Genomic DNA, 18539 nt, shown 5'->3' on the forward strand with positions numbered 1-18539 from the left:
GATTTATGTCAGAAGCCTTTTTAATATCTATCAGAAATACAGGTAATATATTAAACAAATAAGCCGTTGATGAATAACTACTCGCGAATAAACTGTGTTTGCAATGTTTCCGTTAATTGTGCGCTCATCATCGCTCTTAGCGATGCAGGTTTAACTAACTTACGCAATAAGCCAACTTTAGCCGCCGCTGCTTTATCTGCAATCCCAATCTCTGTTGTCGCCGTAATAAGAATAGCGGGTATCGCAGGGTTTATTTCTCTTAACGCTGAGATTAATGTTAGTCCATCCTCATCATTATCTAATTGATAATCGACCAACAAAATATCAAAATCACATTGTTTAAATATCGTCATCGCACTCGCAATTGAACTGGCGCCATAAACTTCACAATCCCAACTACTCATGAGCTCTAGCATACCTTCTAAAATAGCAGGGTTATTATCTATACATAACACAGCGGTTCCCGTCAGGTCCGTTGGCACAATAACTGGCGTTGTGTTGTCTTGTTGTAACGCTGTTGCCTCACAAAGTTGTAGGCTAAACCGACATCCCCTGCCTTCTACTGAATCAAGCGTCAACTGATGCTCTAATAATGCTGACAAACTAGTACAAATACTCAGTCCGAGTCCTAACCCATCATTCGAACCATTATTGTCTTTTAATTGGCTAAATTGCTCGAACACTCTAACTTGGTCTTGCGCTGCAATTCCCGGCCCATTGTCTAATAACTGAACACTTAACTGGCCGCTTTTCCGACGACAACCGAGCAATACTCGTCCAGGACTCGCATATCGAAATGCATTACCAATTAAATTTTGTAGAATGCGACGTAGCAGGTGTTTATCGGTATTAACCCAATGTGTGGTTGGCATAATCGTAAAACTAACACCATGCTGTTTAGCCGCAGCAGAAAATTCGCTCGCAAGTTGACTAAATAGATCATTTAACGCAAATGTTTCGATATGGGGTTTAATACTGCCACTCTCTATTCGTGCAACTTCAGCTAAATTAACAATCATTTCGTTAGCCACTTTTAACGACAAATCAATACTACTCACTTGCCGCTGTTGATTTTCATTTAGCGTAGACTGACTAGCAAGAGCCGATGTAAACAAACGTGCCGCTTCAAGCGGTTGTAACAAGTCATGACTACACACTTGTAAATAATAGCTTTTCTTACTTAGCGCTTCGTCAGCAACCACTCTCGCTTTAGCCAGTTCTTTATTTGCCTTTTCAAGTTTTTGAGTTCGCTCTGCGACTCGGGTTTCTAGATCTTGATTAGCTTCTTTTAATACCTGTTCTGCTTGCCTAAATGCCGTAATGTCTGAAAAAACCATTAAAAAACCACCGTCCGGTAATGGATTTCCTTCAATACGGATCACTTTGCCATCTTCACGTAAACGTTCAGAGCTATGGGATAGCCTTAAACGCAAAAAATCGAGACGTTTCTGAACATGCACTTCTATATTACCCGAACCACACAGACCACGCTCAGCGTTAAAGCGTATTAATGACTCGACCGGACAACCAACATAAAGGATATCATCAGGATAATTAAACAACATCGTATACTGTTTATTCCAAGCAACGAGTTCGAGTTCATCATTAATAATTGATATCCCCTCTCTGGTATTTTCTATCGCACTTTTCAGCAAGTTTTGACTAAACTCTTGGCGATGGCTGGATGCATTCCCTACTAAGGTAGCAAGTTCATCTAACGCAAAATCATGCCCATCTAAAGCTGAATTAAGTACCAATCGCGCAGACGAAGAACCCATCACACTCGACAATACTTTCTCTGTATGCTCAAGTGCATGCTCTGCGGTCTCCTTTGGTGTATGACCTAACGTGATAGCCATCTGTTCAAATGCTTTAAAACTTGCAGACGCTTTATCATCACCAACAAATTGAGCTGTTAACAATAGCAATTCATCGACAGATATGGCTTGTCGTTTAGATTTAGTTTTACGTTTACTTTCGATAAGAGATGCCGGTAATTGTCGCTTTAAAAATAATGCGCCTTGTATTCTCTCCTGAATACTCGACCTAGTCACCAGCGAAATAGCGATCATAGATACGGTATTAATCGCAAGGCAAAGTAAGTTAATAGCTGTCGAACTCGCAAAAATAGTACCTTCTAGTGGCCCAGGATAAAAGCCCAGTTGAGGCAAAAAATTAACCACCGTCCATAATGAAAAACCGATACAGATACCACTAAACACACCTTTTAATGTCGCTCGTCGCCAATAGAAAGCGGCCAACAATCCTGGCGTTAACTGTGCCAATGCACCTAACGCTGTTACACCTAAGCTTGATAGCGTAGTTGGTGGTATGAACAGAAATACAAGATAACTTAACAGGATCACAAACAGGACTAATAACTTTCGGATGTTAAGAAGTTTTAATCTAAACGCATTGTATTGAGTCGGATGTTTATTTTTCTTAAACAAAATAGGAAATATTATTTCGTTACTGAGCATAGTACTTAAAGCAATCGTAGATACAATCACCATTGAACTTGCCGCTGAAATAGCACCCAAAAATGCAAATACTGTCAGCCATATCTGATCTTGATACCAAGGTAAGACCAACACGTACATATCAACAGGAACACTATTTCCCAGTAGTAAGTAACCCGCTAGGCCTAACGGTGCAGAGAAAAATGCAAATACAAGTAAATACAATGGGAAGATACGACGACTTAACCATGCATCTTGTTCATCGCGTAATTCCACAATCATGACATGAAACTGTCGTGGTAAAACGAAAAATGCAGCCATGACTATGACAAGCATACCGCCCATCGCGCTTAGATCGGGAAACTGTAATGCACTGGCTAATTCAGCATTAGCACTCGCTTGTTGCCAAATGTCTTGTGGTGAATCAAACACTATATAGCAAATGAAAATACCGACACTGGCAAACGCTGCAACTTTAACCAGTGCTTCAAACGCAATTGCCAACATGATGCCGGGATGACGCTCTGTCACATCAATATTGCGTATACCAAACAACATGCTAAAACCTGCCAGAACACAACTCGTCACTAAACCAAGTTGCCAAGGCATAAAGTCTTGTTGAATTTGTAATTGCTGGAATGAATAAACAATGGCTTTAATTTGCAATGCAATATAGGGCATTGTCCCAAAAAGAGAAACGAGTGTGACAAGAATTGCTAATGCATGTGATTTCCCAAAACGAGCGGCGAGTAAGTCGGCAATAGAGGTTAAATTAAAGGCAATACTTGTTTTAATTACCCGCAACAAGAAAGGCCAAGCGAAAACAAGTAGTAATATTGGGCCTAAATAAATAGGCAGGTACGAATAAACACTACTTGCAGCCTGCCCTGTCGTGCCTAGAAAACTCCACGAAGTACAATAAACAGAAACAGCAAAAGCATAAATTAACGCTTGCCGTTTTCCTTCGATAAGATAACGATATTTATCACCTAAATATGCAATTAAAAATAATAACGCGATATAAAAAAAACTTAATAGCATCAACTGCCAATTTGCAAACATACTATAACCTACCCAGCAACAGTCTACTCAACTGTGCCTATCGAACTACGACTGAATTAACTTATTCAAGAACAGAGAAAGCGCGATACCCAAGCAAATCAAAGTTGGCCAATAGAAAAACTCAAAATAGATATTCAAAGCATGACACGGCTTAGGTATATACAAAACGACTAAAGCGAGGTTTCAAATTCGCTAATGTAATCGCCACCTTTAATTGAAGCGATCAGCCTTAATTTATAACTTGTCGAGGTACGGGCTAATTCACGCAGTGGTGTTTGTGCTTGCCAGTAATAATTACTTTGTACCTGAGATAGGGGAAATGCAGTCGCTGTATTATCTTCATCAACTAGGAATAGCACCGCTTCATCAAGAGGGAAAGTAGAATTAACGACAGTTGAACCCGCTTTATCAAACACATTTATTTTAAAGTCACCACTCATCAACACACACCCACCAGCAAGTACTTCACAAGAAGCTTCTGGTATTAATGTGATCAACTTAGTTTTATCCGCATCGTTTTCAATTAAATAATCTGAAGCTATATAGCCCAATACAGCTAATAGTGGCGCGACAATTACTGCCACTTTGGTATGTTTATTCATGCACTTATTCCTTTAAGCTATTGCTATACTCTACGACATCCAACTGACCCAACATCATTGCAGCTTGTGTCCGGTTCCGCACATTTAACTTACGGAAAATCGCACTCGCATGGGCTTTAACCGTGGCTTCAGCGACACAAAGCTTATCCCCGATTTGCTTATTAAGGAGTCCCTCAGAAAACATCATTAATATTCGATATTCTTGAACGGTTAAACTCGCAATCGCTTCATCTGTTGTGCTATTCGTTTCTTCTTTGATTTTTTCATATGAACCAGGAACCCATAACTGACCAGCTAACACCTTGCTAATAGCCGAAATTATTGTTGGTACCGACTCAGACTTGGGCACAAAACCCGACGCACCATGCTGCATTGCTTTACTTATAATAGTTTCATCACTGTAAGCAGAAATAACAACCACAGGGATATTCGGATATTGTTTTCTGATTCGGATTAAATGATCGAATCCATGTGCACCAGGTATGTTTAGGTCCAGCAACAATAAATCAGCATCTACGTTAGCGACAAGGCACTCATTAATACTTTCGACGGTTTCAGCTTCCAGCCAATGTGTCGTTTTAAATTGCTCTTTTAATGCAATCAATAATGCTTGACGAAATAGAGGGTGATCGTCAGCAATGATGATTTTTTCTGGCATTACGTGCATATTCATCCATGCGTTGCTACAAATAATTAACCTCCACTATACATGACACCCTGTAGACAAACTGTGACGAACTTAACTTGCTCAGTTCGAGGTACACGACGACGTAACTAACTAAAAGTAGTTGAGATCAAAGATTTAAGTTGAGTATTTCCTTTGAGCTCTGAATATTGCATTTTTGCCATAAATAGTTCTGCGGTAGCAATCGCATCGTTCAATGCATTGTGTGCAGGATAGTGTGGTAGGCCATACTCATCACGTAAATTACTGAGATGCAGTGTAGATGGCGCATAAGCTTGACTGCATCTATCATGTCGTTTTTTAGCTAATGCTAGCGTGTCGATTATCGGAAAAACAGGAGCCATCCCATAAAGCTTTATACAGGCTTGTTCTAGAAATGTTTTTTCAATTTGTGCATAGTGAACCAACATTGTTTTTCCAGCCAATGCAGTTAATAAGTCTTCGACTACACTTGCCAATGACCGCCCGCTGGCTTTATCTTGGTCTGTAATGGTATGAATCATGACATTCTTCGCTTCGAGTTCACAATGCGCAGCAACAATTTGATGGTAACAACTACCCAACCTAATTTGGTTTCCAGATAATTCAACATAGCCAATACTCAAAATATCATCGTGTTTTGCATTTAGCCCTGTGGTTTCAAAATCGACAGCTAAAATATCACTGTGCATAATAGGCTTATCAAGATCGATAATTGGGACACTCAAATATTGTTTCAGCGCCCCTTCTGGCGCTTTAGTTAATAATCGCTTTCGCTGTGTTTCTAGACTAAAGAAAGATTGTATAAGATTCATCTCACATCCTTATTGATTGACCTACGGCTAAACCATTTGACGATAATTTTGCATTGCTTTTACAACTTTAAACGCATCTTTTAAATGTTCACGCTCTAACCGAGAGATTTCTTTTGGTAACAAATAGCTATCAGCCTCTTCACCTCTTTCGATCTGCTTGGCTTGATGTTCTGCACGTAACATACCTAACAATTCAAACGCATCAATTAAGTTAGCCGATTCTGTTCGACTTAATGATGGCGTACCCGCCGCCAATTTTAATCGCATAATCGTATTTACATCTTCAATGCCCTCCGCAAGTGCATAAATACGAGCCAGATTAATAATCGGAGCAAGACCGTTATGTTTCAGGTCGAGACCTTTTTTGTTATTGCCATCATGAACAAGTACAAAATCACGAAAGAAACCTAATGGCGGTTTTTGTAATAATGCATTACGCGATATATGCGCTAAAAATAAAGTGTTCTTTTGGGTTTGTATGAGCATATTACGACGAACATCTTGCAATAATGAACTATCACCATGCACAGTGGCGAGATCAAAAAACACGCAGCTATTCAACAATGCTTGAGGCTCAGGTTGCGTCACCCAATCGGTAAAGTACCCTTGCCAAACTTGCTTTTTTTGTCGCCACAGCTGATTTGTCGCCATAATATTACCCGGGCAATAAATATAACCGCAGGCCGCCAAGCCATCACAAATAAAATGAGCGAAAGCTTCAAACCAGCCTTCTTGTTCAGGCGTAGCATGATCAGCAATGATTAACGCATTATCTTGATCGGAATAAACAAGTTGTTCCTGCCGCGCTTGTGAACCCGTACACAGCCAAGCATAACTTACCGGTGCCACTCCTAATTTTTGTTCAGCTAATTCGATCAAACGGATAGTAAAAGCCATCGTCAGCGCACTGATATTTTTACCTAAATAATCTGCGCTAGCCCCCAGTTTAGCCATGCTTACCTGCAGTTTTGGTAACATCGAACTAAGTTCAACCAAGGCCGCGACAGAACTGGCTTTATGGATCACCGAACTTAAATTTACGGCATGATGGCCTTCTTGATTCATTAAATCCGTGGCCGTTAGCATTCCAACTAACACCCCATGATTTGTCACTGGCAAATGATGAATTCGCTGGCTTATCATCAATGCTAAAGCGTCATGTCCACACAGGTTGATATCAATTGTCGCCATTTTATCAGTCATGATGTCTGTCACCGGACCATGACTACTCAGTCCTTTAGCAACACAACGTCGTCGTATATCTTTATCTGTCACTATCCCCGCAGGGCTGCCATTAGCCATGATAACCAAACAAGATACATTTTTTTCCGTCATGTATTTGGCAGCATTTTGAATACTTTCTTGGCTTGATATCGTAATGGCAGGACTATTGTAATAATCCATAATTGGCGCATTGGTCAGACTAGACGCTATCAATGCAGATTCACTTACCGACCCCATTTTATCCTGTAAGCGCTGTGGAGCCGTTTGTAATAAAAATTGCAACGCATTAGGATAATCAATCAGTAATTCCTGCAATGCTTTAAAATCAATTGAGTAGATCAAACTGTCTTCTTCAATCCGTAAGCTTATCTGTAATTCATCTATATTTTTTTGGCATAATACGCTACACAAATCACCCTCAGAAAACTTAGCCTGAAGTTCGTTTATCTCGTTGTAATAAGCCACAACGCCCTTTTTAACCAGATAAAGTATGACTTGATCGTCACGCTTTGTTTCTAATGCTGATTGATTTCGGTAATAACCAATTGAGACGTGTTTAGCAATGAGGTGACAATGCTGATCGCTTAACAAATTAAAAGGAGGAATAGTTTTAATAAAATCAACAATGTCGTTTAATGCTGCATTCATACCTCAATCCCTACCCGTTAATCAAAGAACACTAATTAAAATCTACACCACTTGGTTTGTATGTTTAGTTTTAACCTATCTACCTCTAAATCGTCAACGCCATAAATAATATATAGACGAAAGTTGTATAGGGTTAATTTTTAAAGGTTGCTAGATTTACAACATGCTAGTTGCGAGCACCAAAAATTTGTCATTCAAGTTAAGGACAACTTATTACGGTAATCAACCACTATCTAATTTTACTTACTAAGATTTAATCGTTTTTTTTGGGAGAAAGGATATGGAACAAGAAAACGCCTATTGGCAAGCTAATATACGACTCATATTAACGTGTTTAGTTATATGGTTTGTCGTGTCATTTGGCTGCGGTATTTTATTCGTCGAACAGTTGAATGAGTTCAGACTTGGCGGATATAAACTTGGTTTCTGGTTCGCGCAACAAGGTTCAATTTATACCTTTGTTGGTTTGGTATTTTGGTATGCAGTGCAGATGAATAAACTGGACAAAAAACATAACGTTGAGGAAGAATAAATGAGTGAATTAAAACTCTATACCTATATCGCCGTATTTGGTTCATTTGCCATTTATTTTGCCATTGCTTGGTTTGCCCGCGCCAAAACAACCAGTGATTTCTATGCTGCCGGTGGTGGTATTACACCATTACAAAATGGTATGGCAATCGGCGCCGATTGGATGAGTGCTGCGTCATTCTTATCAATGGCAGGTCTTATCGCCTTCCTCGGTTACGGTGGTTCTGTCTTCTTAATGGGTTGGACTGGTGGTTTTGTACTGCTTGCAACCTTACTTGCTCCCTATATGCGTAAACATGGTAAGTTTACTGTGCCAGAGTTCATTGCCGACCGTTATGATTCCAAGACTGCACGTATCGTTGCAATTGTCTGCTTAATTGTCGCGTCAGTAACCTATATCATCGGTCAAATGAAAGGGGTTGGTGTTGCTTTTTCTCGTTTCTTAGAAGTTGATTACGACCTAGGTTTAGGCATAGGGATGATTGTAGTATGGGTTTATGCGGTACTTGGTGGTATGAAAGGGATCACTTATACCCAGATCGCACAATATTGTGTACTTATCTTTGCCTATACCATTCCAGCAGTATTTATTTCATTACAACTGACTGGTAATCCAATCCCTCAACTCGGTTTAGGCAGTACGCTTGCTGACGGCAGTGGCGTGTATCTACTTGATAAAATCGACATGGTCGTTACCGACCTTGGATTTAAGCAATACACTACTGATAACATGGGTGGCACATTAAACATGTTCGCTTACACCATGTCACTTATGATCGGTACAGCGGGTTTACCCCATGTAATTATGCGCTTCTTTACCGTACCAACAGTGAAAGATGCACGTGCTTCAGCAGGTTATGCACTCGTATTCATCGCGTTACTTTATACTGTCGCGCCTGCAGTAGGTGCTATGGCACGCTTCAATCTAATGAACACTATAGAGCCAACTGCTGGTCAACCGCTTGAATATGAAAAACGCCCACAATGGTTTAAAGATTGGGAAAAAACCGGTTTATTGAAATTTGAAGATAAAAATGGCGATGGTAAAATCCAATATGTTGCAGACCCAGTCAAAAATGAAATGGTTAAAGTTGACCGTGACATTATGGTACTCGCGAATCCTGCCATTGCAAATTTACCAAACTGGGTGATTGCACTCGTTGCTGCGGGTGGCTTAGCGGCTGCACTATCAACAGCTGCGGGTCTGTTATTGGCTATTTCATCAGCCATATCACACGATTTAATGAAAGGCATAATAACACCAAATATGTCAGAGAAATCGGAACTTAAACTAAGTCGAATAGTGATGACAATTGCCGTTATTGTCGCTGGCTACCTCGGGCTTAACCCGCCTGGATTTGCCGCGGGAACCGTTGCCCTCGCCTTTGGTTTAGCAGGTTCGTCATTATTCCCAGCGTTAATGATGGGTATCTTCTCGAAGAAAATTAATGGTCATGCAGCGGTCGCTGGTATGTGTTCAGGTTTAGGTATCACTATGCTGTATGTATTCCAACATAAAGGCATTATGTTTATCCCTGGCACATCATTCCTCGGTGGTATGGAAGAAAATTGGTTCCTGGGCATTTCACCAAATGCATTTGGTGTGGTCGGTGCGATTGTTAACTTCTCAGTTGCTTTCATTGTGACTAAAGTAACAGGTGATGCACCATTACATATTCAACAACTGGTTGATAACCTACGCTTCCCTCGAGGTGCAGGAGCCGCAGCAGAGCATTAGTCACAGACATCTAAAACACAGTGAGGTTAAATAAAAAAGCACTGAGCGTAAAACGTTCGGTGCTTTTTTAGTCCAATAATCGGTCTTTTAAAAGCAACAATAATCAAAACGAACTATAGTTAATACTCACTATAATACATTGTCAGAGATGCCTTTTTTTGGAAAAGCCACTATTCAATGGAGCTTATTTAATAAATGGACCTAATAAAGACGCTATTTTTAAAGGCTACTTTTAACCTTGGTATTTATTCTATTTTTCACTATATAAATAGGCATAAAATTACGATTTTATACGCTCATAGTATTATTGATATTGAACGTACTAAATCATCGTGTTGGCAACCGTTACGCACACAACATAACACTAAAGAACTCTATTTCACCCTTAAAACCTTGAGCAAACAATATCAGTTCATCTCGCTAACAACAGCAATTAAAATATTGAAAAAAGAGATAAAACCGATCGATAATGCCTTAGTGATCACCTTAGATGATGGTTATTTAAATAACATTGAAGCCGCTGCTGTCATATTTTCTCGCTTTAACATTCACCCCACTATATTTGTTTCCACGGACCATACAGAAAATAATGTTCCATTTTGGTTTGACAGGCTTGATTACGCATTGCAACAAATTAAAGAGAATATCTTTACAACAGAACTACGACAAGAAAAATTCATATTTGATTGTTCATCACGGGATAGCTTAAAAAAAAGTTATGCGCTATTCCGGAATAAAATAAAGTCTGATTTTGATTGCGATAAAAGAATGCGGAATTACCTTAAACAGCTATCAACGGAGATAGAGTTGCACACAGGCAAAGCCTTAAGCCAAATAATTGAACAGGACAACTACGTAAAATTAGCCTCATGGCAACAGCTTAAATATGCTCAGCAACAATTAAACTTTGAAATTGGTAGTCACACAGTAAACCATGCACGACTAGCCTTAGTAGATAAAAAGACGCTAGATAACGAATTATTTGAATCAAAATATCGGATTGAGGATAAACTCAACGTAGCTTGCGACACCTTTTGTTACCCAGATAATAGCTATAAATCAGCCACCGAGAAGTTGGTCAAAGAGTATTACCAATGTGCCTTAACCACCGACACACAGCTAAATAAAGTTGGAAGTAACATGATGCGCTTGAAACGCTTTAATTTACCAACAGACCAAAACCCCCTCAAAATTTTATTTAAGGTTTCTGCATTACGCCAATTTTACAAAATTACCAGCGGGGATGATTAGCATTTATGAAAATATGCATAGTAGCAAATAATGCTTATGGCGCATTAACTGGTGAGGAATCTGGTCACATCGGTGGCGTTGAACGTCAAACAGCCTTATTAACGGAATGGTTAATGGCACGTGGACATCAAGTATCAATCATCACATGGAATGAAGGCGGAGAAGAACCGGTCGAATATATCAATGACATTAAGATAATTAAGCTTTGCAAAGTCAGTGACGGACTGCCTATATTACGTTTTTTTATTCCTCGCTGGAGCTCGCTTATTACCGCATTAAAAAAAGCCGATGCAGAGGTTTATTATCATAACTGCGCCGAATATGTTACAGGGCAAGTTGCGCTTTGGTGTAAGCAAAATAATAAACCATTTATATACACGGTCGCGAGTGACGCTGATTGCGATATTAAGTTACCAAATTTAAAATCTAAACGTGAAGAGTATTTATTTAAATATGGCTTAACACATGCCAGCCTAGTCATTACACAAACTAAAGCTCAGCAGGTTCTTCTTCAGAATAATTATGGCATTAGCGCTGAGGTTATTAATATGCCAGGCACCCCCCCTCGTCAAACGCCTTCTTTTAATCGTAATAACTTGTTTAATAATAAAAAGGTCATTTGGGTTGGTCGTTTACACAAAGTAAAAAGAATAGAATGGTTAATTGATATTGCAAATAAAATGCCTGATATTCTATTTGAGGTTATTGGACCAATAGATGATAAATCTGATTATATTAATGAAATTTTACCTCGATTAACAAAAGCAAACAACATCAATTATAAGGGAAAAATAAGTCGCCTCGACATGCCAGATATATATCAAAATGCAACAATATTGTGCTGCACATCTATTTATGAGGGGTTTCCTAATACTTATTTAGAAGCATGGAGTTATGGCGTCCCAGTGATTACAACAATTGATCCAGATGACATCATAAAAGATAAGCAATTAGGTTTTCATGTGACAGAAAAAGATAACTTCCCTGAACACATAAAAAAAATAATGCAGGACAAAGAAAAGTGGCAATTGGCATCATTTAACAGCCAGAAGTATTATTTAGAAAATCATGATCAAGAACATGTGATGAAAAAATTTGAGAATGTATTTCAAAATATTTCATCATATAAAGTTAAGAATCACTTTAATCAACAAAGTGATATTTGGTCCAACTATTATAAAAACCACGCAGTCACTATTTCCCACTTAGATTTACAGCATCGCTTAATCCATTGCCAGAATATGCTAGCAAGAATTAGCCTTATACAAGTAACGCCACGATTACTAGACATTGGCTGCGGATCTGGCGATAGTTTTTCAGCTATTAAAACATCAGGCAACTGGAAAATAGAAGGTATTGATATCTCGAATAAAATGGTCAAAGAGGCAAACCTTGCCTATCCCGATATCAACGCGCAGGTTGCCAATGCGATAGCCTTACCTTTTTCAGATAGGACCTTTCAGGTTGTAGTGTCTTTAGGTGTATTAGAATACATACCAGAATACAAGCAAGCTATTCGGGAGGCATCTAGAGTATTATCACCACAAGGAAGTCTGATTATCTCTATACCCAATAAGCAATCAATATTTAGACAGTTGCGTAGATTAGAAAGTATGATAACTATACCGCTAAAAAACTTAATTTCTCGTAAAAAAAATAAACAAAAAAACGAAAAAATATTTCACCGACAATGGCATCAAAAAGCATTTATCGATGTTCTACAACAACAGCAATTTTATATTGAAAATATTGAGTACTGCACATACGCGTTGCTCAGCCCTAAGTTAGAAGAAGCCACAGCCAATATCAAGATGTGCCAATGGCTAAACAAAAAATTATCGAACAAATTAGTGCTTAATAAATTCCTAGCCAACACTATTATCATTCATGCAAGGGTTATTAATTCATGAAAACTAAAGTATTAATAGTGATTAGCAATATGGAATTTGGTGGCGCCCAACGCCAAGTTATTGAACTCGTCAACAATATTGATCAAACACGGTTTGAGATACACGTTTGCTCACTTTCTGAATATGTCCCACTTGCAGACCAGATGAATAAGGATACTCCTCTACATATAATTCATAAAAAAGCCAAGTTTGATTTTTCCGTAGTGTTTAAGTTAGCGAAGCTAGTTCGACAATATAAGTTCAATGTCATTCATAGTTACTTATTTGACGCTGAAATTGCAGCTAGGTTAGCAGGTAAACTGTCCTGTACAGACATAAAAATTATTGGTTCAGAGCGTAATACAAATTACACTCTAAAACCGATTCAAAAAAAAGCATATAAGCTAACCAAACACCTGGTATCTGATATCATTGCAAACTCTCAAAGTGGCGCTAAATTCAATGCATCACAAACTGGACAGCCTTCACATAAATATCACGTAGTTTATAACGGTGTAGATACCAAGCGTTTTAAACCACAAGACAAATTAAAGATGAGAAGAGTATTAGGAATAGACCCCGATTGTAAACTTATAGGTATGTTTGCAAGCTTCAAGCAACAAAAAAACCACCCTTTTTTGATTGAAGCCTTAGAGCAAGTGAAAGCGCAGGGGATTAGCTTTAAATTGTTACTCGTTGGCGATACTTTATATGATGGATTGCATGGTTCAGACCACTATACAGCAGCAGTTAAACAACAGATAAAAAATTCGGGGTTTTCGGAAGATACTATCTACCTAGGTAACCGAGATGATATTGAGCAAATTTATCCCGCCTGTGATTTCACTGTTTTGCCCTCATTATTTGAAGGTACACCTAATGTTGTATTAGAATCAATGGCTTGCGGGATTCCTGTTATCGCAACTAATGTTTCAGATAATAAAAAAATAATAACGGATACCCTGAATGGTTACATTATTGATCTTAATAACACCGAACAACTAAGTAATAGAATTATCACTTTATATGAGGATAAAGAAAAGCTTGAGCTAATGGCGATAAAGTCTAGGGCTCAAATAGAGCATTTTTTCTCTTCTAAAAGGTTAGCGGAAAATATGCAGCTAATTTATTGTAATAAAGTACTTTAATCTATTTACTTTCTCCTGACACAATGACTTCAACCATTGTTGGACTTGAAGGCGTATTGACACTTTCACCTGAAACACTCTTTGTTTCAAATGCTCCAATGTCATATACTGTTGTGCTCGGGCTTAAAAACGGCCTTGTGTTACCAAATAAATCCAGGCCTAAACTAATCCCATACTTTGCTTCTAGTTCATTCATTATAGTGCTGACATCAGATCCTGAATTTGCCACAACTGAATAATCAGGAACCGAAATTAATGAATAAGTAGAAGAAAAAGATTCAGAAGGGAGCTTTCCATCGCTAAAAAGAATTACCAAGTTTAGTTCTTCTGCAGACAAAATCTTTAGATTTTGCTTAGGATCAATATTATAAACACACTGGAGACAATCAGAAAATTTATCACCTCCAATATCCCCCCCTTTCCATAAAAAGGCAGCATCTACACCTTTTGTATAAAATAAATTAGCCGCAAGAAAACTTTTATTATCATTTGTACTGCTACCCGAACTAATTTCGTAGCCACCTAAAGCCGCTCGAAAAGCAAATACATTATTTTTCACATCATATCCCGATCTACCACTCGCCAACTGAAGCCCAATATCATAGTCCAAAATTGTATTATCCAATATGCCAGCTCGCCCAGTACCTCTGAAATGTATTGCAGCTCCAGAGGAGTAAAGACTTGCAGGCTCCCAAGTTTCACTGTTTCCATGATGAATATTATAGATTACATTACCAATCAACCAAATATTTTCCCCAGAAGTAACTACAACACCATTTTCACCACTATGAATTCTATTATTAACAATCGTCACATAAGTTGGATTATCATGAACAACTACTACTTCACCAGCTGAACTCCCAGATCTTTTCACATCATATAGAAGGTTATTTGCAATTATTACATTATCAGATTCTTTAACATCAATAGCATTTTCACCATTCCCATGTAGCTCATTATCTGCAATATATATACCACTCACTCTATTCACATCATTTGTGGATGCTATACCGACTAATACCGAATCTCCACCAACATCATAAATATGGTTATTAACGATCCATACACGATCAACATTAATACGAGGCATAACACCTACATAATCATCTTCACCATATTTTTCTGAATCGCCAAAGTTTGAAATCGTATTTCCATAGACTAAAAAGTCATGAAATCTATTATTTGTTGACCCATAAATAGAAATAACAGACGTTGCTCCAACAGCATCACCTTCCCCGACAAAAGTAGAATTACGAATCACAGCATGATGTAAATGACTATCTCCATATACTCTGAATCCAATTGTTTTTTTATTAGTATCATATTTTAGATTTTCTAAAAAAACATAACTACCCTTTACTATCGTTTCCCCTCTAATAAGAGCAGGCTCATCAATTGAGGGCCCCCGAAACCAAACAGGGTTATCAGCGGTTCCATTTGCCTGAAAAACTATTTGCTTACCTCCAGTATAAGGCCCACCATGAATTTCAATATACGCCCCTTCATCATAAGTTCGCTCTGGTATAGTTTTACGAGGTTTAGCTGGATAACCAAATTCATTATTTGTATCAGTAGCATTCACATCTGAGTTATCAATATAATAGTAATTTTTTATTTCATTCTTAGCCCAGCGACTAGGAGGAATTGGAGCACTAATATTAATTGGATCGATTCCGCCCCAAAAGTCAGAAATTGGGGGGACAGCTTCGGTTAGTTTATAGGGTTCAGCTGCATTTAAGAATAATGGAAAGAAGAGCGTGAAAAATATATTTATTTTTACAATTTTAAAAAACATATATTGCCTCATAATAAAATATCTAACTAAAATCAATCCAGATATTTATTTTTTTCCAAAATATCAGCTAAAGCTTTACCTACTATTTGATTACCTATTGGTGTGAAATGTCCGTCGGACTTCTCCCAATATAAAATATTTTCATTATAATGATTAAAGTCTGTTATTGGATTATAGACCAAAATATCAACCAACCGGACATCGTCAGGAAATGTTGACCGAAAGTGAGTTTTCGAAGAAAAACGGGGTATATCTAAAACAATAAATTTGGCACCAATATCATCAACTTCTTTTTTTATTTCTAAAAGTAAATGTATTGCGAGTTCATTTTTTTTGTCTTCTGTTGAAAAGTTATTTCTATTATCTTCTTCACTAATTTTTGGTTGAAATTCAAAATAGGAACTGATTTCTTCATAAGAATTCTTTACCATTTCAGATACTAACTCTCTTAGCCAACTATATAACTGAGAGTTACTTGCAATAAACTCATATATTTTAAAACTAAAAAGATACTCCCTTAATTTAACAGCGGGTAAATAACTATCATTCACCTGGATTAAACTTCCATTCATGATATTAAATAAGCCAGACCTGATATTATCTGCATAATCCGTTCCATGCCAACTGAGCAAAACGATATCAGGATCATACTTCTTCCCCTCTTCCCTTAACACTATCAACTCTTCAGCAGTCCCATGCCCGGACACCCCCAAATTAACAATCTCAACATTATGCTTATCTACAATTGAATTTGACATCTGAGAGAGAAAGGTTTCTGAAAGTTGAGCTCCATACCCAAGCATAAATGAGTCACCTAAAGTAACAACTCGGATTACCCCTTCTGATTTTTCATATCTAATATCCTTATCTGAACGAACCCCTTTACTATTAATTTTAACATTGATTTTATACTCCTCAGTTACATGTTGATAATCTGCATTTTGTGTATTACCGCGAATACCATAATCAGTCGCAGATACATAACGAGGCAAAATAGGTACAGGATTTAAGAAGCGAATAAATACTTCTGCTAATACAGCAATATATGCAATCAATAACGTCAGCTTCAATAATTTAATCATATTAATTTAAAACGCAAAGTAGATGAATTCGGATGATAACTTACTACTCAAAGCAAGAATCGACATGATAGTAAAGAACCAAATATGAAAATTAGGAATAGCGGCCATTACCTTCTGAGGGTAAAGCGTTTTATACTTAATTTGTAATATCTGATAAACTAATAACGGTATTAAATAAAAAGTTAAAATTGAAACGCCATCAATGACAGCTTGGTCAATGAACAAATTAGTGAAAATAGCCTCTAAAAATAAGTATATTGTTTGTACATTTTGAGCGCGAAAGATTAACCAACCTAAACAGACAAGGTGGAACATCCAAATTACATGAAGAACTTTCATTACTGGTTTAGATTGTTCACCAGCACTCTCGACACCGAACAATCGATATAGAATCAAGATCGTCCCCTGATAAGCGCCCCATAAAACAAAAGTAATACTCGCACCATGCCATAAACCGCCTAGTAGCATAGTTAAAAACAAGTTGCGATAAGTTTTAAACGTACCTCCTCGACTCCCTCCTAGCGGAATATAAAGATAATCCCTTAACCATGACGACAAACTTATATGCCAACGACGCCAAAAATCTGATGGGTTAGTTGCAATGTAAGGTAAACGAAAATTAATCATTAATTGGAAACCAAATAATTTAGCAGTACCTCGCGCGATATCTGCATAACCAGAAAAATCGGCATAAATTTGAAACGCAAACGCATAAATAGCCAATAACACCATTAAACCATTTTCAGGTGTTGTTATTAACTCTCCATTATCATAGGGGGAAAATACGGTATTAACAAAGATAGACAAATTATCAGCAATAACTATTTTTTTAAATAAACCAAAAGCAATTAACCAAAGCCCCAGTTTTACACCACCATTTTCTATATTACGTATCCTTTGGAATTGTGGAAGGAACGTTTTACCTCGCTCGATTGGGCCAGCTACAAGTTGAGGAAAAAAAGAAAGATATGCAGCGTAATCAAATAAACTTTTACTTGCCTTTAACTGTCCTCGATAAACATCAATCGAATAGCTCATACTTTGAAAAGTATAAAAAGAGATCCCGACAGGTAAAATAATCGTTAATGTAATAACAGAAGGTTCGATACCAAATAATAGTAATGATAGATTAGAAAAAGAATCTACAAAGAAATTGAAATATTTAAAACATCCTAATATAGTTAGGTTTGAGATAATGCTTAAGCTAAGGGCTATTTTATCTCTTGAAATTACTTTAAACCAATCTACGATTAAAGGTAATAAGTATATTAATACAGATAGTAAAAAGGTAAAAACCAAAATTCCATTCTGGACAATACCCCAAGAAACCTCATTTTGCCAATTAATTAAACCAAAAAGAATCGCACTAACAACTAGAAAAATAATTGATAGTACACGTTGCTTAAATGTTGTCATACCGTACTGTATGATGAGTGCCGCATTATAATCTACAACAGTTGTTGTCGCGATCAAGAAAAGAAACCTTATATCCCACCAGCCATAAAAAAAATAACTCGCTGCTAATAAGATTATATTTTGTTTTTTAAAGTCTCTTTTTAATGACCAGTACAACATTAAAACAATGGGTAAGAACAAAAAAAACTCAAAGCTGTTGAACAACATCCTCAATT

13 protein-coding genes are annotated in these 18539 nt (G+C 37.5%); 5 read left to right on the forward strand and 8 right to left on the reverse strand.

Annotation, left to right across the window (positions count from 1 at the left end; all coding sequences use genetic code 11):
* Positions 1–77: 77 nt before the first annotated feature.
* From HWV03_RS12505 to HWV03_RS12525, 5 genes are all read right to left on the reverse strand, one after another.
* Complete coding sequence (locus HWV03_RS12505; RefSeq protein WP_211676201.1) at positions 78–3521, reverse strand: hybrid sensor histidine kinase/response regulator; 3444 nt, start codon at positions 3519–3521, stop codon at positions 78–80.
* Between the two features lie 170 nt (positions 3522–3691).
* On the reverse strand, positions 3692–4123 hold the full coding sequence (locus HWV03_RS12510; protein ID WP_211676202.1) for a hypothetical protein: 432 nt from the start codon (positions 4121–4123) through the stop codon (positions 3692–3694).
* 4 nt (positions 4124–4127) lie between these two features.
* On the reverse strand, positions 4128–4790 hold the full coding sequence (locus HWV03_RS12515) for a response regulator (RefSeq protein WP_211675843.1): 663 nt from the start codon (positions 4788–4790) through the stop codon (positions 4128–4130).
* Between the two features lie 107 nt (positions 4791–4897).
* Positions 4898–5602, reverse strand: a complete 705-nt coding sequence (locus tag HWV03_RS12520) for an exonuclease domain-containing protein (RefSeq protein ID WP_211676203.1) — start codon at positions 5600–5602, stop codon at positions 4898–4900.
* Positions 5603–5629: 27 nt separating this feature from the next.
* Positions 5630–7474 (reverse strand): DUF294 nucleotidyltransferase-like domain-containing protein, encoded by a 1845-nt coding sequence (locus HWV03_RS12525; protein ID WP_211676204.1) that lies wholly within the window; start codon positions 7472–7474, stop codon positions 5630–5632.
* 280 nt (positions 7475–7754) lie between these two features.
* On the opposite strand from HWV03_RS12525, the gene HWV03_RS12530 reads away from it, so the two are divergent.
* The 5 genes from HWV03_RS12530 to HWV03_RS12550 all read left to right on the forward strand — a co-directional run bounded on the left by HWV03_RS12530 (position 7755) and on the right by HWV03_RS12550 (position 14031).
* Entirely contained in the window at positions 7755–8006 is a 252-nt protein-coding gene (locus HWV03_RS12530; protein WP_045110219.1) for a DUF4212 domain-containing protein, read from the forward strand.
* The gene (locus tag HWV03_RS12535; RefSeq protein WP_211676205.1) at positions 8007–9743 is read left to right on the forward strand and encodes a sodium:solute symporter family protein; all 1737 of its coding nucleotides are present in this window, start codon (positions 8007–8009) and stop codon (positions 9741–9743) included.
* A gap of 195 nt (positions 9744–9938) precedes the next feature.
* Positions 9939–10994, forward strand: coding sequence for a polysaccharide deacetylase family protein (locus HWV03_RS12540; protein WP_211676206.1), 1056 nt, complete (start codon positions 9939–9941; stop codon positions 10992–10994).
* 5 nt (positions 10995–10999) lie between these two features.
* Positions 11000–12904, forward strand: coding sequence for a methyltransferase domain-containing protein (locus HWV03_RS12545; RefSeq protein WP_211676207.1), 1905 nt, complete (start codon positions 11000–11002; stop codon positions 12902–12904).
* Positions 12901–14031 carry a glycosyltransferase gene (locus tag HWV03_RS12550; RefSeq protein WP_211676208.1) on the forward strand — a complete coding sequence of 377 codons (1131 nt, stop codon included), beginning with the start codon at positions 12901–12903 and terminating at the stop codon, positions 14029–14031. Before HWV03_RS12545 ends, HWV03_RS12550 begins: the two co-directional genes overlap by 4 nt.
* Position 14032: 1 nt before the next feature.
* Here the strand turns inward: HWV03_RS12550 and HWV03_RS12555 are convergent, their stop codons facing one another.
* From HWV03_RS12555 to HWV03_RS12565, 3 genes are read right to left on the reverse strand one after another with little or no spacing between them, the layout of a single operon-like run.
* Positions 14033–15826: a right-handed parallel beta-helix repeat-containing protein gene (locus tag HWV03_RS12555; protein ID WP_211676209.1), complete on the reverse strand. Its 1794-nt coding sequence runs from the start codon at positions 15824–15826 to the stop codon at positions 14033–14035.
* 32 nt (positions 15827–15858) lie between these two features.
* Positions 15859–16881, reverse strand: coding sequence for an SGNH/GDSL hydrolase family protein (locus HWV03_RS12560; RefSeq protein ID WP_211676210.1), 1023 nt, complete (start codon positions 16879–16881; stop codon positions 15859–15861).
* 33 nt (positions 16882–16914) lie between these two features.
* Entirely contained in the window at positions 16915–18531 is a 1617-nt protein-coding gene (locus HWV03_RS12565) for an MBOAT family O-acyltransferase (RefSeq protein WP_211676211.1), read from the reverse strand.
* Positions 18532–18539: the final 8 nt, after the last annotated feature.

The organism is Moritella sp. 36 (assembly GCF_018219415.1).
Taxonomy (GTDB): domain Bacteria; phylum Pseudomonadota; class Gammaproteobacteria; order Enterobacterales; family Moritellaceae; genus Moritella.